At 68.3% G+C, this 19,161-nt stretch carries 16 protein-coding genes; 12 read left to right on the forward strand and 4 right to left on the reverse strand.

From position 1 onward, the window contains the following. Window positions 1-86: 86 nt before the first annotated feature. The 8 genes from tssK to AB7M35_RS18045 all read left to right on the forward strand — a co-directional run bounded on the left by tssK (window position 87) and on the right by AB7M35_RS18045 (window position 9,998). Entirely contained in the window at window positions 87-1,418 is a 1,332-nt protein-coding gene (gene tssK, locus AB7M35_RS18010; protein WP_453961798.1) for a type VI secretion system baseplate subunit TssK, read from the forward strand. Window positions 1,419-1,501: 83 nt separating this feature from the next. Then, window positions 1,502-2,455 carry a type IVB secretion system protein IcmH/DotU gene (gene icmH / locus AB7M35_RS18015; RefSeq protein WP_453961799.1) on the forward strand — a complete coding sequence of 318 codons (954 nt, stop codon included), beginning with the start codon at window positions 1,502-1,504 and terminating at the stop codon, window positions 2,453-2,455. A gap of 7 nt (window positions 2,456-2,462) precedes the next feature. After that, entirely contained in the window at window positions 2,463-6,119 is a 3,657-nt protein-coding gene (tssM, locus tag AB7M35_RS18020) for a type VI secretion system membrane subunit TssM (protein WP_453961800.1), read from the forward strand. Beyond that, the gene (gene tagF, locus AB7M35_RS18025) at window positions 6,116-6,829 is read left to right on the forward strand and encodes a type VI secretion system-associated protein TagF (RefSeq protein ID WP_453961801.1); all 714 of its coding nucleotides are present in this window, start codon (window positions 6,116-6,118) and stop codon (window positions 6,827-6,829) included. The genes tssM and tagF overlap by 4 nt, the downstream gene beginning before the upstream one ends. Then, window positions 6,813-7,526, forward strand: coding sequence for a PP2C family protein-serine/threonine phosphatase (locus AB7M35_RS18030; protein ID WP_453961802.1), 714 nt, complete (start codon window positions 6,813-6,815; stop codon window positions 7,524-7,526). Before tagF ends, AB7M35_RS18030 begins: the two co-directional genes overlap by 17 nt. 130 nt (window positions 7,527-7,656) lie before the next feature. Continuing rightward, window positions 7,657-8,565: a serine/threonine-protein kinase gene (locus AB7M35_RS18035; protein WP_453961803.1), complete on the forward strand. Its 909-nt coding sequence runs from the start codon at window positions 7,657-7,659 to the stop codon at window positions 8,563-8,565. Between the two features lie 138 nt (window positions 8,566-8,703). Beyond that, complete coding sequence (locus AB7M35_RS18040; protein ID WP_453961804.1) at window positions 8,704-9,114, forward strand: hypothetical protein; 411 nt, start codon at window positions 8,704-8,706, stop codon at window positions 9,112-9,114. Window positions 9,115-9,200: 86 nt separating this feature from the next. After that, a complete protein-coding gene (locus AB7M35_RS18045) occupies window positions 9,201-9,998 on the forward strand; it encodes a MinD/ParA family ATP-binding protein (protein ID WP_453961805.1) in 798 nt (265 codons plus the stop codon). 95 nt (window positions 9,999-10,093) lie between these two features. Here AB7M35_RS18045 and AB7M35_RS18050 read toward each other — a convergent pair whose 3' ends face one another. The 4 genes from AB7M35_RS18050 to AB7M35_RS18065 form a co-directional block, all read right to left on the reverse strand. Continuing rightward, window positions 10,094-11,470, reverse strand: coding sequence for a serine/threonine-protein kinase (locus tag AB7M35_RS18050; protein ID WP_453961806.1), 1,377 nt, complete (start codon window positions 11,468-11,470; stop codon window positions 10,094-10,096). A gap of 65 nt (window positions 11,471-11,535) precedes the next feature. Beyond that, window positions 11,536-11,811 carry a hypothetical protein gene (locus AB7M35_RS18055; protein WP_453961807.1) on the reverse strand — a complete coding sequence of 92 codons (276 nt, stop codon included), beginning with the start codon at window positions 11,809-11,811 and terminating at the stop codon, window positions 11,536-11,538. An 88-nt stretch (window positions 11,812-11,899) separates the two neighbouring features. Beyond that, a complete protein-coding gene (locus tag AB7M35_RS18060) occupies window positions 11,900-13,078 on the reverse strand; it encodes a glycoside hydrolase family 3 N-terminal domain-containing protein (protein ID WP_453961808.1) in 1,179 nt (392 codons plus the stop codon). Between the two features lie 217 nt (window positions 13,079-13,295). Continuing rightward, a complete protein-coding gene (locus AB7M35_RS18065) occupies window positions 13,296-15,638 on the reverse strand; it encodes a bifunctional salicylyl-CoA 5-hydroxylase/oxidoreductase (protein ID WP_453961809.1) in 2,343 nt (780 codons plus the stop codon). 237 nt (window positions 15,639-15,875) lie between these two features. Here AB7M35_RS18065 and AB7M35_RS18070 point away from each other — a divergent pair, with 237 nt between their 5' ends. From AB7M35_RS18070 to AB7M35_RS18085, 4 genes are read left to right on the forward strand one after another with little or no spacing between them, the layout of a single operon-like run. Further along, a complete protein-coding gene (locus AB7M35_RS18070; protein WP_453962565.1) occupies window positions 15,876-16,613 on the forward strand; it encodes an SDR family NAD(P)-dependent oxidoreductase in 738 nt (245 codons plus the stop codon). Next, window positions 16,613-17,131 carry a MarR family winged helix-turn-helix transcriptional regulator gene (locus tag AB7M35_RS18075; protein WP_453961810.1) on the forward strand — a complete coding sequence of 173 codons (519 nt, stop codon included), beginning with the start codon at window positions 16,613-16,615 and terminating at the stop codon, window positions 17,129-17,131. The genes AB7M35_RS18070 and AB7M35_RS18075 overlap by 1 nt, the downstream gene beginning before the upstream one ends. Continuing rightward, window positions 17,128-17,961, forward strand: coding sequence for an enoyl-CoA hydratase family protein (locus AB7M35_RS18080; protein WP_453961811.1), 834 nt, complete (start codon window positions 17,128-17,130; stop codon window positions 17,959-17,961). The genes AB7M35_RS18075 and AB7M35_RS18080 overlap by 4 nt, the downstream gene beginning before the upstream one ends. Window positions 17,962-17,964: 3 nt before the next feature. Next, window positions 17,965-19,155, forward strand: coding sequence for an acyl-CoA dehydrogenase family protein (locus AB7M35_RS18085; protein WP_453961812.1), 1,191 nt, complete (start codon window positions 17,965-17,967; stop codon window positions 19,153-19,155). Window positions 19,156-19,161: the final 6 nt, after the last annotated feature.

The raw sequence follows: 19,161 nt of genomic DNA on the forward strand, positions 1-19,161 counted from the left end.
CGCCCCATGGAGTTGAATGCCGGCCGCCGGCCGGTGGTGCACGCAGGCATTCCCAAACCGTCGTACACGACGAGGCACGCTGTTAGATGTCACTGACGAGCAGAACGCTTTGGTTCGAGGGGATGTTCATGTCCCCGCAGCACTTCCAGCAGCATGACCGCTGGGTGGAGCGGCTCGTGGACGAGCGGGCCTCCGGGCTGTCGCCCGCCGGCTGGGGGCTCAGGAACATCGCCATCGACAAGCAGGCCCTCGCCATGGGCCGCATCGTCGTGACGAGCCTGCGCGCGATCCTCCCGGACGGCACCGTCCTCAGGGCGCCGGAAGACGTGGCGCTGCCGCCGGCCAAGAAGGTCTCCACCGGCGACGCGGGCATGCCGGTCAAGCTGGTGCTGCCGCTGCGGGCGGGGGATGGCGTCGAACTTGGCCGGTCGACCGAGTTCGAGCGGATGGTCGCGAGCGAAGTCGAGACGCGCGACGCGACCGGCCCGGACCGGCCCGCCGTCCGCATCACCGTCGGGGTGCCGAACGTGCGGATTGCCATCGGCAGTGCCGCCGTCGAGGACTGTTGCGAACTGCCGGTCGCGCGGATCCACAGCGTCGAGCCCGGCGGGGCGGTCGAACTCGACCGGTCGTTCATGGGGCCGTGCCTCGACATCCACGCCGTGCCGGCGATCCTGGAAGCGGCGCGCGAGACGCACCGGCTGCTGAGCCAGCGCGGCTCCTATCTGGCGGAGCGCGCGGGCCCTACCCAGAGCGATGCCGATACCGCCGGGCTGCTCGACATCATCCTCCTCAGCGTCATCAACCGGCAGGAGCTGCTGTTCCAGCACCTCGCCCAGATGCCGGGAACGCATCCCGAGGCGCTCTACCGCGCGATGATCTCGGTGGTGGCGGAACTGACGGCGTTCCTCGGCCAGGTGCGCCGGCCGGACGAGATCCCGCCGTACATTCACGAGACCCCCGAGGCGGTCTTCCCGCCGCTGCTGGCGCGGGTGCAGCAGCTGCTCGCCAGCGTGACGGAGCGCAAGGCGATCCGCATCCCGCTGGAGCAGAAGAACTACGGCATCTGGATCGGCCAGATCGGCGACCGGTCGATTTTCACCGGCTGCCGGCTCATCCTCGTCGCCACGGCGAGCGTGCAGAGCGAGAACATGAGCCGCGAATTCCCGGTGCGCACCAAGGTCGGGCCGGTCGAACAGATCCGCGATCTCGTCAACCTGCAGCTTCCGGGCATCTCGCTCCGGCCGGTCAACGTGGTCCCGCGCGAGCTGCCGGTGCTGCGCAACGGCTTCTACTTTGAGCTCGACCAGTCCGCGGAGCTGTGGGCCCGACTGAAGAATTCGGCGGCTTTCGCCTTCCACGTCAGCGGCGACTATCCGGACCTGCACATGGAATTCTGGGCGGTGAGGACTTCGTGAGGGCGGCGGGACCGACCGCGTGAGGCATGAGGGGGGCAGCGGCGGCTGACCCGGACGGGAGAAGCCGCCAGGCTGCGGGAGCGATGACAGACACGAGCGACGACGATCCGACGATCCTCCAGCCGGGCGGCCATGGCAGCGCGAAGGTGAGCCCGCGCGCGCGCACCAGCCTGAAGGACCTGGTCGACGGCGAGGACGACGACGACGCGACGCTGCGCAGCGACCGCGCGGGAGACGACGACTCCACCGTTGCCATGCCCCGTCCGCGCGAGACCGGCGCCGAGCTATCGTCCGGCACCGACGGAACCTCCGACGGCGCCGGCTATGACATGCTCCTTCGACGGCAGCCGCAGCGGCCGGACGAGATCCTGCTGGTCTGCGCCGAACCGCTGCTGGTGCTCGCGGCCGAACTCCGCAACGCCGTCGAGTTCGCCGACATCGATGCGCTGCGGCGCCGCATCTCGCTTGAGATCGCGCGGTTCGAGGAGCGTTCCGCCAAGGCGGGCGCCTCGGCGGGCGAGATCACCGCGGGGCGCTATGTCCTGTGCTCGCTGCTCGACGAAACGGTGCTGACCACGCCATGGGGCAGCCGCTCGACCTGGAGCAAGCAGAGCCTGCTCAGCGAGTATCACGGCGAGACCTGGGGCGGCGAGAAGGTGTTCCAGCTCCTGGAGCGCATCCTCGACCAGCCGAAGAAGTACATCGCGGTGCTGCGCCTGATCGATGCCTGCCTGCTGCTCGGCTTCGAGGGGCGCTACAGGGTCATCGAGGGCGGGCGCGATCAGCTGGAGAACGTGCGCACCCGGCTGGGCCGGCAGCTGCGCGAGTATCTCCCGGCGCCGCCGTCCGAACTCGCCTCGACGGTGCAGGCGAAGAAGAAGAAGCGCTCGATCCGCTCGTTCGTGCCGCTCTGGGTCGCGTTCACGGCGAGCGGCGTGCTGCTCGTCCTTCTCTATGTGTTTTTCCAGCTCCGGCTGCACGAGGATCTCGATCCGACGCTGAGTGCAATCCAGGCTTTGCAGAATTCGGTGAGGTAGGGCTGCGATGCTGGGTGCGCTAATCCGCGAACTGTTCAAGCTGCGAACGCTCGTCTTCCTGTTCGGGCTGGTGGCGCTTTCGCTCGTCATCTGGTTCTTCGGGCCGCAGTTCTCGCTGATGGGCGGGCATCCGCTCGCCTCGCGCGGCGCGCGCCTCGGCGTGATCGTCGGCCTGATCCTCGTTCTCCTGCTGATCGCGTTCGTCCGGTTCCTGCTGATCCGGCGGGCCAACTCCCGGCTGATCAAGAACCTCATCGAATCCGACGAGCTGGCCTCGCTCGCAACCTCCGACCGCGACGAGGAACTGGAGATCATCCGCGAGCGCTTCCAGCACGCCCTGGAGGTGCTGAAGGAATCGACCATCGGCCGCCACAAGGGCGGCAGCTTCCTCTACGAGCTTCCCTGGTACGTGCTGGTCGGCGCGCCCGGCACCGGCAAGACGACGATCCTGAGCAACTCCGGCCTGGAATTCCCCCTGTCCGACCGGTTCGGATCGGAAGCGGTTCAGGGGTTCGGCGGCACCCGCCACTGCGACTGGTGGTTCACCGACAAGGCGGTGCTGATCGATACCGCCGGCCGGTACACCACCCAGGACGTGAACCGCGACACCGACCGGGCGGCCTGGCTCGGCTTCCTCGACATCCTGCGGTCGCATCGCCGCCGTCGGCCCATCAACGGCGCGCTGCTGCTGGTGAGCGCGGCGGACCTCCTCAATCGCAACGAAACCGAACGTCGGATGTTCGCCGACACGCTGCGGCGCCGCCTGCAGGAACTGGTCAAGGCGTTCGAGGTCAGCGTTCCGGTCTACCTGCTGATCACCAAGGCCGACCTGATCTCGGGTTTCAGCGAGTTCTTCGAGGACTTCCGCGAAGACGAGCGCGAGCAGGTGTTCGGCGTGACGCTGCCGGCCGACACCTCGCCGGTGCAGGTGCCGCTCGAGGTGGATCACCGGCTGACCGAGCTGTTCGCCCGGGTCGAGGCGCTGGCTCCGGACCGGCTGCACGCGGAGCGCGACGTCGAGCGCCGGGCGCGCATCTTCCTGTTCCCGCGCGAGCTTGCGGCCTTCCAGGGCCTGATGACGTCGTTCGTGCGCGATGTCTTCCGCACGAGCCGCTACGAGAAGACGCCGCTGCTGCGCGGCGTGTATCTGACCAGCGGCACCCAGGAAGGCACGCCGATCGACCGCCTGCTCGGCGCCTTCAGCCGCCGGTTCGGCCTGGCGCCCGGGCAGATCGTTCCCTATTCCGGGCGCGGCAAGGCCTTCTTCATCCACCGGCTCCTGACCGACATCGTCTTCCAGGAATCCGACCTGATCGGCACCAACCGCCGGCTGGAGACGTCGCTCGCGCTGCGCTACGGCTTCGGCTACGCCGCCGCCATCCTGCTGTTCGTCCTGTTCGCCGGCCTGTGGGCCAAGGTGATGGACCACAGCAACGACCAGATCGCCGCCGTCGCGAACGAGCTGAAGACGACGGAAGCGGTGATCAAGGGGGTGGGGCCTAAGCCCACCTACGACCAGATCCTGCCGACCCTGAATTCCATCTCGCGGCTGGAGGACGCCGCCGAGGAGCCGGGCGCGCTGCCCCTCGTCGGTGGCTTTGGCCTCGACGCCAACGCCACGCTCGGGCCGGCCACCACCAAGCTCTACGATACGGTGCTGTCCAAGTTCCTGCTGCCGGTGGTCGCCGATCGTCTCGCCGCGCGCGTCGCGATCCTGACCCAGAGCGAGAACGAGGCCGACATGCCGGCGCTGCGCCAGTCGCTGCAGGCCTACATGATGCTCAACGATCCGAAGCGGTTCGACGCCAACTACCTTCTCGACACGCTGAAGACGGAGTCCCAACGCCTCTATCCGTTGCAGCCCGACCAGCAGGCGGCGCTCAATTCGCAATTCTCCGCGCTCGTGGCGGAGCTTCCGCAGCCGGTCAGCTTCAACCAGGGCATCGTCAGCGCGGCCCAACGCCGGCTGGCCACCGTGCCGCAGACCGACGAGATCTACGCCTCCCTCCTGCGCAAGGCCGATGCCGACCCGACGCTGCAGCCGGTGGTTCTCACCAGCATCATCGGCACGACCGCGCTGACCACGGATCCGTCCAGGATCAGGGCCAAGCAGCCGATCCTGCAGATCCCGGGGCTCTACACCCGCGACGGCTTCTACAAGTTCTTCCTCGCCCAGGCGCCGAACATCGTGAACGACTCGCTGAGCCAGGACTGGATCGCCGGCCGGGCGCAGCCCCAGAGCCCGACCTACCAGTCGGTGATGCAGAATCTGGTGAAGCAGTACGTCGCCAACTACATCTCGATCTGGCAGGACGCCATCGACCAGGTGGCCGTCGTCGACTTCGATTCCGTCCAGCGGGCGCAGCAGGTCCTGAAGGTGCTCGCGGCCCCCGACACGCCGCTGATCGCCCTCGCCAAGGCCGTCGAGACGAACACCCAGCTGCCGATTCCCGGAAGTTCCTCCAGCGCCAACGCCAGTGGCGATGCGGCCGGCGGAGCGGCAGCGGGCGCGGCGGGGACGTCGGCGGGTGGCACCGGCGGTGGCAATGCGGTGGCATCGGCGGCCAAGGGTGTCGCCGGCAAGGCGGTCGGCGCGGCGGCCCAGCAGGCGTTCGGCAATATGGCCTGGCCGGGCGACCAGATCGCCCTGCCGTTCCAGCCCGTGGTGGCCCTGCTCGGAACGCCCTCGGCCAGCGGCGCCGCTCCGGCGGCGCCCGCGGGCGGGACGACGCTTCCGCAGGTGCAGCAGCTGATCGGCTCCGTCTTCGGCGACATCGACTCGATCGCCGCGGCGCCGGACCCGGGCGCGGCGGCGCTGCAGTACGTCTCCAAGCGCGCCAGCAGTCCGTCCCAGGACGCGCTCAGCCAGCTCAGGACAACGTCGGCGACGCTGCCGGCCCCGTTCGGCTCGATCATGGGCGACATTTCCGTCCAGTCCTGGCGGGTCCTGATCGGGCTCGCCTACCAGAACGTCAACGCGAACTGGCAGCAGCAGGTGATCCCGTCCTGCAATTCGCTGCTCGACAACCGGTTCCCGATGACCAACTCGACGAACGAGGTCACGCTGGCCGACTTCACCGAGATGTTCCGTCAGGGCGGCACGATCGACCAGTTCTTCACCAAGTTCGTGCAGCCGTTCGTCAAGCAGCAGGGGACACAGCTGGTCGCGGCGAGCTTCGACGGTCAGACGATGGGCTTCTCCGACCAGACCCTCGACATGTTCCAGCGGGCGGCGCAGATCCGGAGCGCCTTCTTCAGCGGTGGGGCGACCCTCGGCGTGAAGTTCTCCATCACCCCGTCGTTCCTCTCTCCCGACACGCTGCGTTCGGTGTTCACCCTCGACGGTACGTCGGTCACCTATCGGCACGGGCCTCCCCGCACCACCGACCTGACATGGCCGAACCGGGGCGATGCCAGCACGGCCTCGGTGATCATCACGCTGGTCGAAGGCGGGACCGTGAAGGAGGAGCGTTCGGGCGCCTGGGCGCTGTTCCGGCTGCTCTACACCACGGGCATGCAGCGCACCGGGTCGTCGGGCCAGTACACCTTCTCCGTCGCCAACAAGAGCGGCGCGCGGGCTGACTACACGGTCCAGGCGAGCTCGGTGGTCAATCCGCTGGCGCCCAGCGTGATCCAGGGTTTCCAGTGCCCGGGGCAACTATGACGGGCGGGATTTACGGCAAGTTGCCGTCCGCCGCCGATTTCTGCCGGCAGCGGCTCCCGAACACCTTCGTGGAGCCGTGGGACAAGTGGCTCCAGCAGTCTCTCTCGAGCGCGCGGGACAAGCTCGGCGATGGCTGGGCACGCTCGTATCTCTCGAGCCCGGTCTGGTGCTTCGCCATCGATCCCGGCGTCATCTCGGAGGTCGGCTGGACCGGGGTGATCGCGACCTCGGTGGATTCCACCGGGCGGTACTATCCGCTGACGCTGGCGGTGTCGGTGGAACAGCTTCTGCCCTGCCAGACCTTGGCGCTGCATCTGCAGGTGCCACTGCGCGAGCTCGAGGCGACCGCCCTGTCGATGATCGAAGGCACCTCGTCGATGCACGACGCCCTGATGCTGATCGACCGGATCTCTTCCGGGCTCGAAGCCCTCGACATGCTGGGGGAGGAGCCGTCCGTGTTCCTCAACACCTACGGCGGCGAACTCGGCACCATGCAGACCAATCCGCTGTTTCCGCCGGTGAGCGAACTGCGGCGGTCGGGGTTCAGCGGCTACTCGCCGGCGCCGCGCCCGGCCAATGCCAGCGTCTGGTGGCACTACGGCTGGCCGGGCCGCTCCCCCGAGGCGGTAAAGACCAGGGGGCTGCCGGCCGCGGCCATGTTCGGCTCGTTCCTTGACGGGCGCTGGAAAGAGCATGGCTGGAGCCGGTGACGTTCCCGCGATCCCCGCGATGGTGGTGGCCGCCGCGAGCCGCTGTGGCGCCCGCCGGGACGTCAACGAGGACGCCTTCCTGGCGTTGACCGAGCGCGGCCTGTTCTGTGTCGCCGACGGCATGGGCGGCCACGCCGACGGCCAGCTCGCCAGCCTGTCCGTCGCCCGGATCCTGGACCGGATGGTCGCGGTGGGCCCGCTCGAGGACCGGGTGGCGAGCGTCGAGCGCAGCCTGCACCGCATCAACAAGGCGCTCCGCAACGAGGCCGCGAAAGGCGGGCTCGCCTCCATCATCGGTGCGACCGTCGTCGCGCTGGTGCTCGATGCGGACTATGCCGTGTGCGTGTGGGCGGGCGATTCCCGGTGCTATCTCCTGCGCGACGGCCACCTGTTCCAGATGACACGGGACCACGGCGGGGCGTACGCCCCCGACCAGCGGCGGACCAACGTCGTCACCCGCGCCATCGGCAGCGGCGAGGTCCTCGAGCTCGACCGCGTGGTCGTCGAAGTGGAGGCCGGGGACAGCTTCCTGTTGTGTTCCGACGGGGTAAGCGACTATCTCAGCGCGGACGACATTCTCGCCCACCTGACGGGCCCGGTGCAGACCGCGGCGGACGACCTGGTTGCCGCGGCGGCCGCGGCGGGCTCGCGCGACGACGTGACGGCGGTGCTGGTGCGGGTGGACGGGGCGATGTGATCGGATGGGGAAGCATGACGGGCGACGATCCATGGCAGGGCAGGGCGCATGCGGAGGAGGCGAAGGCCGGCCGCGATGAGGCCGCGTGCCGGTGCGTGGGACGGACTGTCCTGGCGCCCCGCGGGCTCGGATGAGCGACAAGAGCCCCCCGGCCAAACCACTGCCGCTGCCTCTCGGAACGATGCTGCGCGAGCGCTATGAGCTGATCTCGGTGCTTGGCCGCGGTGGAATGAGCACGGTCTACAGCGCACTGGACCACTTCCGTCTGCGCGCCGCCTCCCAGGTGCCGTTGGTGGCGATCAAGCTGCTCAACGACGATCCGACGATCAACGCGGAGATGCGCGAGCTGATGCACCGCGAGGCGCGGCGGATGCAGGAGTTCGTGCATCCGGCCATCGCCCGGGTCTACGACTGGGACGAGGATGCCGGCCGCTCGTTCATCATCATGGAGCAGCTGGAGGGCCAGACGCTCAGCCGCATGCTGCGCAAGCGCGGCACCGATCCGGTCTCCCGGGTGACCCGCAACCGCATCATCGCCGACATCGGGTCCGCGCTCGACTACGCCCACGAGCGGGGCGTGGTCCACACCGACGTGAAGCCCGGCAACATCTTCGTCACGACGTCGGGGGCGGCGAAACTGCTCGATTTCGGGGTGTCCTATGCCAACGAGGCGGTCGATCTCAGCGACGAGGACGACCGGCCGACGATTGCCTATTTCGGTCACGTGGGCGCACTGACGCCGTCCTACGCGTCGCTCGAGATGCTGCTCGGAATGGTGCCGGCCCCGGCCGACGACGTCTATTCGCTGGCGGTGGTCGCCTACATGCTCGTCGCCGGAAAGCACCCGTTCGATCACAAGTCGGTCCGCTGGGCCATCGCCAACGGCAAGGTGCCCGAACGGCCGGCCGGTCTCGGCGCCCGGCAATGGCGCGCGCTCAGCCAGGCCCTCGCCTTCGAGCGCAACGAACGGACCCCCGAGGTCCGGGAGTTCGTCGATGCGTTCACCGCCGTGACCTGGTGGGAGCGGTTGCGCGGCTAGGGTGCGGCGTGCCCGGGGGCAAGCGCGACCGCCCCCCACGCTGACACTGCAGAAGGACCGCCGCTGTTTTCGCTGCTGTCATCCAAAACCGGGTACAATGCCCGACGATCGCCGCGCCCGTTGCCAGGACTGGAAACCATGAAGGACCTTTCGGAAAGCCTCGGTCGTCTGCGCGAGCTCTCCCAGAAGGTCGCCCATGGCGACTACGACGTCTTCGAGGACATCGCCGCGCTCACCACCACGGACGGAGCGCCGGAGGTCCAGGAGCTCGCCGAGGCGTTCGGCATGATGGTCGTGCGGATCGAGGCGCGCGAGTTCCACCTCTCCGGTGTCATCGACGACCTCACCGAAGCGCGGCGGAGGCTCGAGGATGCCCGCCAGCGGCTGGAACGGGAGAACGGGACGCTGCGCGCGGAAGTCAGCGAACTGCGCATCCATGTCGACCGCGAGAAAAAGGATCGCGAAGTCGAAACGATCGCCGAAAGCGATTATTTCAAGGATCTTCAGAAACGGGCACGGTCCATGCGTGCCCGGCACTCGAACGATTGAAACCACCCGGGTTGCCGCCGGAGGTCGCCACGCGCGCCCGCCCGACGCGGACCGCCCCGAAGGGTCCACAGGGGACAGCGAAGGCCGTGCACACACGGACAGTCTCGATCCACTCCTACCGGGGTGGCACCGGCAAATCCAACATCACCGCCAACGTCGCCGCCGGGCTGGCGCGGCGCGGCAAGCGCGTCTGCATCGTCGATACCGACATCCAGTCGCCGGGGATCCACGCCCTCTTCGATGTCGATCCGCGGACCCTGCGCTACACCCTGAACGACTATCTCTGGGGACGCTGCAAGGTGGAGGAGGCGGCGGTGGACGTGACCGCCGCGATCGACGAGGAGGCCGAGATCGGTGGCCGGCCGCCGGTCTCCGGATCGGTCTATCTGATCCCTTCCAGCCTGCGGGCGGGCGAGATCGCGCGTATCATCCGCGAAGGCTACGACGTCAACGCGCTGAACGACGGGTTCCGCGACATCTGCGGCGCGCTCGATCTCGACTATCTGCTGATCGACACGCATCCGGGCGTGAACGAGGAGACGCTGCTCTCCATCGCGATCTCGGACTGCCTGTTCATCGTGCTCAGGCCGGACGTGCAGGACTATCAGGGAACCGCCGTGGCGCTGGAGCTGGCCCGCCGGCTGGAAGTGCCGCAGCTCTTCCTGGTCGTGAACAAGGCGATCTCCTCGCTGGACTTCAACGAGGTCGCCAACCGGGTGTTCGCCACCTACAAGTCCCCGGTCGCGGCCGTCCTGCCGTTGTCGGAGGATCTGATCCTGCTGGGCAGCGACGGCATTGTCTGCGAACGCCATCCGCAGAACGCTTTCTCCCTCGGCGTCGAGAAGATCCTCGACCGGATCGAAGAGATGGAAGCGGTCGACTAGGGCAGCCGGGGGCAGCCGCCCCGCGGTCCCGCGCCGTCGCGTTCAGCAGCGGCATCAGGCCGGGCGGGATATGGCCGGCGGTGGGCCCGCCGTCCTCAGCGTCGGAACCAGCCGCGGCGGCCGCCATCGAGCCGCTCGACGAAATCGGGGACGGTCGCGATCCGCTCGGTGGGCTCGAACGCCAGTCCGCGGAGGATGGTGTCCATCACGCGACGGTCGACGTTCGGGATCGGTTGTGGCGTGCGGCCCCGGTCGCGCATCTCCAGCGCCGTGCCGTCGTCGAAGGGGTGGTGACCCGCCAGCGTCTCGTAGAGCACGCAGGCCATCGAGAAGACATCCGCCGAGGTCGATCGGAGGAGGCGCTCCATGACCTCGGGTGCCGCATAGCGCCCAGTGAACGAGGAGAGCTGGTCCACGTCGAAGACCGGCAGCGTCGAGGCGGAGGCAATCCCGAAGTCGACGAGCTTGGTGGTCCCGTCCTCCATCACGAAGATGTTCGAGGGCTTCACGTCGCAGTGGAGGATGCTCTTCTCGTGCGCGAACGCGAGCCCGGTGAACGCTCCGTCGAGCACCTTGCGGGCTTCGGCAAAGCCCATCGGGATCGGGCGGTCGTCGATCACCGCATCCAGCGCCTGCCCGCGGAGCAGTTCCATGACGATGAAGGCATCCGATCCGTCGCGGTCGAAGTCGTGGACCTGGACGATGTTCGGGTGGGCCAGCGTCTGCGCCTTGCGGGCCTCCGCCTCCAGGGTGCGGAAGGCCCGGGAGTCCTGGCTGAAGGTCCGGTCCAGCACCTTGATCGCGACGTAGGGGCGTCCTTCGCCGGCCTCGAGCCGGCGCCTGTCGACCGCCGCGTAGACGGTGCCCATGGCGCCGCCGCCGATCTCGCGGTCGAGCACGAAGCGGTCCTTGAGGAGGGTTCCGACGCCCGCGCGGGCCGCGGCAGCGGCGCGGAACCGACCGCCTCTGCCGGTTCCGGTGCCGCTCGTTTCGGAGACGAAGGCCGTCTTGCGCATGCGGGCGCCGACGAAGGCGGACATGAAGTGATCGAGGTCGGTGTCGTCCTTGCGCTCGCTGGCACGATCGCTCCCGCGCAGGGATTTGTACTCCTCCACCAGCGCCTGCAGGACGACATCGTCCACGCGGTCGTCGATGGCGGAGCGGGAGGCCGGTGTCCCGGGCACGACGGTGTCGCTGCGGCGGACGGTATCCTCGTCGTCGCTGTACGACGCGTCGTCCGGGTCCGCTGTCCGGCCGTTGCTCGCCACCTCGTCCATGATCATCGAGACGAGATCGTTGGGGAGCCGACCGACCGCCTGGTATTCGCCGAGGACCGCGCCGAGCGACGTCCGGTCGGCCTCTCCCGCCGCGATTGCCGAGCGCAGGCCCGACACGAGGCGCGCGTAGGAAAGGCGTCCGGCAAGGAACGCGTCGACATGCGTGCGATGCGACCCGTCTTTTCCCGCGGTCATGTTCCTGCCGACCCCCACTCGCCCGGTCGATCCGGCGCGATCACGTACGCCGTATTGTTAGGCGATTAGAAGGGTGAAGTCAGTTCGGCCTTGTGGCTCGTCTTGTCGTAGATGCAGATCATGGAATCGGTGCCGGCATCCGTCTTCACCTCGACGATCGCCGCGCCGTAGCTCTCCGACCCGAACGGATTGACCTTCACCGAGACCTTGCCCGGGTCCTGGACGAGGTCGGTACAGGTCTCCTCGACATCCTTGCGGAACTCGGCCCACGCATCGTCGCTCGACGCGAGGGCGGGGGACGCAACCGCGACGAGGGCAAGAAGTCCGATCAGGGCGCGCATCGTTGGTGCTCCTCTTTCCGCAGCCGCCTTCATCTGGTGGGAGAACGCCGCTCCGTCCAGATCCGTTCGATGCGAGCCGGGAAAGAGGTTACGACCGCCCGCTGCGGGCAAAGCGGTTCTTCAGCGCCATGACCCGGCCGTACGATGCGGCGATCGAGCGGAGGAAGTCCGGATCCCTGGCGGCTTCCGCCGCGACGGCCGCCGCGACCTTTTGCGGGAAGTCCGGGCCGGTCGAGGAGTCGCCGGAGACGACGATCAGGTCGCTGTCGGCCTTCAGGGCGGCGATCACGGCGTCCGTCGCCGACATGCGGTTGCGGATCGCGTGCATGATCAGGTCGTCGGTCATCACCACGCCGTTGAAGCACAGCTCCGAGCGCAGCATCCCCTCGATGATGTCCGGCGAGATTGACGCGGGCAGGGTTGTGCCGGTGCCGTGGCGGTCGAGGCGCAGATGGCCGACCATGATGATGTCGACGAGGCCCGCATCGATCAGCTCGCGGTAGGGCACGAGCTCGGCCTCACTCCAGGTGCGCGTGATGTCGACGGCGCCGTCGTGGCTGTCGCTCGCCGACGACCCGTGCCCGGGAAAGTGCTTGAGCGTCGGAGCGACGCCTGCGGCCCGGTGGGCGGTGACGAAGGCCTCGTCGTAGGCCGCGACCGTGCGCGGATCGGACGCGTAGGCGCGTCCGGCCTTGGCGATCACCGGGTTGTTCGGGTTGACGGCAACGTCGGCGATCGGCGCCAGGTTGACGTTGAAGCCCCAGGCCTTCAGCGCCTGCGCCATCTTGGCGTAGATCGCGTGGGCCTTTTCGGGGCTGTTGTCGCGGGCGACGGCTTCGGCGGACGGGGTCGCCGGGAAACCGATCTTGGCGGGCAGGCGCGAGACAAGCCCGCCTTCCTGGTCGATCATGATGAGCGGCGGCGGGGTGCCCGCCGAGGCAAAGCTGGCCGTCAGGGCCTTCACGTCGGCGGCGGAGCCGATGTTGTGGCGCAGGAACAGGACGCCTCCGACGCGGCCTTCGGCGATCTCGGTCCGCACTGCCGTTGCCGACGCGCTGGCCGGCGTCTTGCCGGTGAACCCGACCACCAGCAGCTGGCCGACCATCTCCTCGACGGACACACCGGCCGGCGCGGGCGTGCTCCGGGGCGCGCAGCTCCGGTCGGCGGCCGCCGCTGTCTGGACAGGGGCGGGCTCGCTGCTTGCGGCGACGCAGGCTCCGGTGGCAAGGGCAAAAAACGCCACGCAGGCGGAACGGAAAAACGGCATGGAGGCTCCCTGGCAAACGGGTCGGGATACGTCTGCCGCAGGGATTCCGCCGTCTCGGATCGGGCGATTGCAGCCGGATCGATCCGGCGGCCAAGAACGAATCAAGGCGCGTGCAGACGGGCGCTGCCCCCGTTCCTGCCCGTTTCGCCGGGCAGGATCAACTTCGGTGCACCGGGCGGATGCGCGTTGTCCGCCGCCCGGATGAGCTCCTGGGGGCCTATTCCGCCGCCTGCCGCTTCTCGCTCGTGTAGTCGTGCTTCGGCCGGGCCTTCAGCTTCAGCTCCTTCAACTCCTCGCGCTCGCGCTGCGCGTTGCGCAGGTCCGCCTCGTAGCCGGGGAAGTACTGCCGCGGGCAGAAGGTGCCGGTGAAGCCGTAGTCCGCCGACGCCTGCATGGCGATGGACGGATGGGTGAGGTGCGGGCGGCCAATGGCCACCAGGTCGGCGCGTCCAGCCGCCAGGATCGTGTTCACCTGGTCGGCCGAGGTGATGTTGCCGACAGCGATGGTCTTCACCTTCGCCTCGTTGCGGATCTGCTCGGCGAACGGCGTCTGGAACATGCGGCCGAAGATCGGCTTGGCGTCCGGCACCGTCTGGCCGGTGGAGACGTCCATCAGGTCGGCGCCGTGCTCGCTGAAGGCCCGGGCAATCTCGACGGAATCGTCGCCGGTGATGCCGCCTTCCTTCCAGTCGGTCGCCGACAGGCGCACCGACATCGGCTTCTCGGCCGGCCAAGCCTCGCGGACGGCGTCGAACACTTCCAGCGGATAGCGCAGCCGGTTCTCCAGCGACCCGCCGTACTCGTCGGTGCGGGTGTTGGTCAGCGGCGACAGGAAGGTCGCCAGCAGGTAGCCGTGGGCGCAGTGCAGCTCCAGCATGTCAAATCCGGCGCGGCTGACCCGTTCGGCCGCCGCCACGAACTGCGCCTTGATCGCGTCCATGTCGTCCCGCGTCATCTCGCGCGGAACCGGGCTGTGCTTGAAATAGGGGATCGGGGAGGGGGCGATGACGTCCCATCCGCCGTGTTCCAGCGGCTGGTCCATGCCTTCCCACATCAGCCGGGTCGAGCCCTTGCGGCCCGAGTGGCCGATCTGCATGGCGATCTTCGAGCCGGAGTTCTTGTGCACGAAATCGACGATGCGGGCCCAGGCGGCCTCCTGCTCGTCGGTGTAGATGCCGGCGCACCCCGGCGTGATCCGGCCGGTGTCCGACACGCAGGTCATCTCGGTGTAGACGAGGCCGGCACCCCCCATGGCGCGCGCGCCGTAGTGGACCAGGTGGAAGTCCTGCGGCATGCCGTCGACGGCGGAGTAGGTGTCCATCGGCGAGACCACCAGCCGGTTCGGGACGACCATGTCGCGCACCTTGAGCGGGTGGAACATCGGGGGCGGCGGGTTGTCGAGGTCGACATCGAACCCTTCGGCCGCCACCTGTTCCGCGAACATCTTGTCGACGGCCCGGACGAACGCTTCCTCGCGCAGTTCCAGGTTGTCGTAGGTGATCGCCTTCGACCGCGTCATCAGTCCGAACGCGAACTGCACGGGGTCCATGTCCCAGAACCGCTCCAGGTGCTCGAACCAGACCAGCGACACGTCGGCGGAGTGCTGGATCTTCTCGACGGCTTCGCGACGCCCGGTCTCGAACGCGGCCAGCGCCGCATCCACCGACTTGTGCGCGCGGAACGCCTCGTAGAGCGCGACGGCATCCTCCATGGCGAGCTTGGTGCCCGAGCCGATGGAGAAGTGCGCGGTCGACTTGGCGTCGCCGACCAGGACGACGTTGTCCTTGGTCCAGCGCTTGTTGCGGATCATCGGGAAGTTGCGCCACATGGAGCGGTTGATGATCAGCGGATGCCCGTCGAGCGCCTTGGCGAACACGCCCTCCAGGAAGCGGGCCGACTGGGTCTCGTCCATCTTGTCGAGACCGGCGCGCACGAAGGTCTCCGGATCGGTCTCCATCACCCAGGTCGAGAGGCCCGGCTCGTACTGGTAGGCGTGGGCGATGAAGATGCCCGCGTCGGTTTCCTCGAAGAAGAAGGTGAAGGCGTCGAGCGGCTTGGTGGATCCCATCCACGAGAACTTGTTCGGCCGCAGGTCCACCTCGGGCTGGAAGTGGTCGCGCCATTTCTCGCGCACGATGGAGTTGATGCCGTCGGCGGCGACCACCAGGTCCGATTCGCGCATCAGCGCCTCGACGTCGGTCACCTCGGTCTGGAACAGGATCTCGACGCCGAGCTGCTCGGCGCGCTCGTGCAGCAGCATGAGCAGCTGCTTGCGCGAACATCCGCAGAAACCGTTGCCGCCAATGGTGAACACCGTCCCCTTGAAGTGGGTCTCGATGTCGTCCCAGTAGGCGAAATGGTCGGTGATCGAGCGGTAGCTCTCGAAATCGTACTTCTGGAAGGTCTGCAGCGTTTCGTCGGAAAAGACGACGCCGAAGCCAAACGTGTCATCGGGCCGGTTGCGCTCGAAGACGGTGATCTGCGTCGACGGGTCGGCCTTTTTCATCAGGATCGAAAAATAAAGGCCGGCGGGACCGCCGCCCATCACTGAAATCTTCATGTCTCAACTCCCGGACAGGGGTGGCGGGGGGCGCCCGACGCGTCCCTTGTGCGTCTGTAGGAGATATTTTAAGCTTGAAACAAATTCCGCTGCAAGCGATGAAAAGACGCAGCCTTCCTGACATTCCTTCCTCGGCGCGGGCGAGCGCCACGGGTTTCCCGACGGACGGTAACAGGTAGCGCCGCTGAGAAAAGGACGAGGCAGAGCGTGGACGAGGCTTCAGGCGGGCGGCACGTCATGATTACGGGCGGCGGAACGGGCATCGGCGCGGCCATCGCCTCGCTGCTGAAGTCCGACGGGTCGCGGATCTCGCTTCTCGGCCGCCGCAGGGACGCGCTGGACGAAACCGCGGAGGCCATTGGCGGCGCCACGGTCGTGCCCGCCGACGTCACCGATTCTGAGGCCGTCGACGTGGCCTTCGCCGCCGCGGTCGAGGCCAACGGCCCGGTCGACATTCTCGTCAACTCCGCCGGTATCGCCATCACGGCGCCCTTCCTGAAGACGGACATCGACGTCCTGCGCAAGATCTGGCGGGTGAACGTCGAGGGCGCCTTCACCTGCACCCAGGCGGCGCTGCCGCCGATGCTGAAGGCCGGGTTCGGCCGCGTGGTCAACGTCGCGTCGACGGCCGGTCTCAAGGGCTATGCGTACACCTCCGCCTACACCATGTCGAAGCACGCGGTGATCGGGATGACCCGGTCGCTGGCGCTGGAGACGGCCGGGCGGGGCGTGACCGTCAACGCCGTGTGCCCGGGCTTCACCGACACCGACCTGACGGCCGACAGCGTCGACAAGATCATGGCCACGACCGGCCGCAGCGCCGACGAGGCGCGCGCGGCGCTGGCCCAGACCAATCCGCTGAAGCGCCTGATCCGCCCGGAAGAGGTCGCCGATGCCGTGCGCTGGCTCGTCGGGCCGGCGGCCGGCGCGATCACCGGCCAGTCGATCATCGTTGCCGGCGGAGAGATCATGTGATGCCGGAGGGATCGGCGATCGCCCTGGATGCCGAAACGCGCGCGCTCGAGCGCCCGCGCGACCACACCCGCGAACTGCGGCTGTGGCTGCGGCTGCTCACCTGCACCAACATGATCGAGAGCGAGATCCGCCGCCGGCTGCGCGAGCGCTTCGACGTCACCCTGCCGCGCTTCGATCTGATGGCCCAGCTCGACAAGGCGCCCGACGGGCTCAGCCTCGGCGAGATCTCGCGGCGGATGATGGTCTCCAACGGCAACGTCACCGGGCTCGTGGAACGCCTCGCGGAGGACGGGCTCGTGGAGCGCCGCGCCTCCGACACCGACCGCCGGTCGACGTTCGTCCGGCTGACCGATGCCGGCCATGCCGCCTTCGCGGAAATGGCCGCCGAACACGCCGAATGGATCGGCGACCTCTTCACCGACCTGTCGCCGGAGCACATCGAAGGGCTCCTGGACCACCTGGCAAAGACCAAGGCTTCGGTCGACAGCCATTCGAACAAGGGAGAACCGAGCCGGTGAGCGACCGTTTCCAGATCACGCTGCCGCTGTCGGACTTTACGCCGCAGCATTTCCTTCTGTCGGTCGACGGCCCCGTTGCCACGATCACGCTCAACCGTCCGGAGCGGAAGAACCCGCTCACCTTCGAAAGCTACGCCGAGCTGCGCGACACCTTCCGCGCGCTTGCCCACGAAACCCAGGTGAAGACCATCGTCGTCACCGGCGCCGGGGGCAACTTCTGCTCGGGCGGCGACGTGTTCGAGATCATCGAGCCGCTCTTGTCGCGCGACATGGTGGGCCTGCTCGACTTCACCCAGATGACCGGCGACCTCGTCAAGGCGATGCGCGCCTGCCCGCAGCCGATCGTCGCCGCCATCGACGGTGTCTGCGTCGGCGCCGGCGCGATCATCGCCATGGCCTCCGACGTGCGCTTCGGCACCGAGAATTCGAAGGTGGCGTTCCTGTTCACCAAGGTAGGGCTCGCCGGCTGCGACATGGGCGCCTGCGGGATCCTGCCCCGCATCATCGGCTTCGGCCGTGCCGCGGAGCTCCTCTACACCGGCCGCGTCATGCGCGGTCCGGAGGCCGAGCGATGGGGCTTCTTCAACCGGCTGGTCGCCTCCGAGGATGTGCTCACCGAGGCCCAGGCCTTCGCGGCCGAGCTCACGCGCGGCCCGACGTTCGCCCACGGCATCACCAAGAAGATGATGCACATGGAGTGGGACATGTCGGTGGACCAGGCGATCGATTCCGAAGCGATGGCCCAGGCCGTCTGCATGCAGACCGAGGACTACCGGCGCGCCTTCGAGGCCTTCGCGGCCAAGAAGACGCCCGTGTTCGAGGGGAACTGATCCGTGGCGGACACCTCCTTTCTCGACTGGCCGTTCTTCGAGGACTCCCACCGCGCGTTCGCGCAGGAGCTCGACCGCTGGGCGGGGCAGCACGTCTCCGGCCTCGTCGACCACCACGACGTGGACGGCTCCTGCCGTCGGCTGGTGAAGGCACTGGGCGAGGCGGGGTTCCTGCGCCACGTCGTTGTGGCACCCCACGGCGGGGCCGCCGACAAGATCGACGTCCGCACCCTGTGCATCGCCCGCGAGACCCTCGGCCGCCACCACGCGCTGGCCGATTTCGCCTTCGCCATGCAGGGGCTCGGCACCGGCTCCATCAGCCTGTTCGGCAGCGACGAGCAGAAGGCGCGCTTCCTGCCGAAGGTCGCGGCCGGCGAGGCGATCGCCGCCTTCGCGCTGACTGAACCCGAGGCGGGCTCGGACGTGGCGTCGCTCGTCACCGTCGCCGAGCCGGACGGGGAGGGCAACTTCCGCATTTCCGGCGAGAAGACCTGGATCTCCAACGGCGGGATCGCCGATCAGTACGTGGTGTTCGCGCGTACCGGCGAGGCGCCCGGCGCCCGGGGCCTCTCGGCCTTCGTGGTCGAGGCCGACCGGCCCGGCTTCTCCGTCGCCGAGCGCATCGACGTGATCGCGCCCCACCCGCTGGGCCGGCTCGCGTTCGACAACGTGGTCGTGCCGGCGTCCCACCGGCTGGGCAATGGCGGCGAGGGCTTCAAGATCGCCATGGCGACGCTGGACGTCTTCCGCTCCACCGTGGGGGCGGCGGCACTCGGCTTCGCCCGCTCCGCCCTGGACGAGGGACTCGATCGGGCCCGCAAGCGCCACCTGTTCGGGGCGCCGCTGTCGGAGCTGCAGATGACGCAAGGCGCGCTCGCCGACATGGCGCTCGACGTCGATGCGGCGGCGCTGCTCGTCTACCGGGCGGCGTGGACCAAGGACCGGGGGGCCGCGCGCATCACCCGCGAGGCATCGATGGCGAAGCTCTATGCCACCGAGGCCGCCCAGCGGGTGATCGACGCCGCGGTGCAGATCCATGGCGGCGACGGCGTCCGGGTGGGCACGCGCGTCGAAGAGCTCTACCGCGACATCCGCGCGCTCCGGATCTACGAGGGCGCCAGCGAAGTCCAGAAAGTGATCATCGCCCGGCAGGCGCTGGCGGCCCGCGAGGCCGAGGAGGCCGCGGGCGCCTGACGCCGG

The organism is Amorphus suaedae (assembly GCF_053629675.1).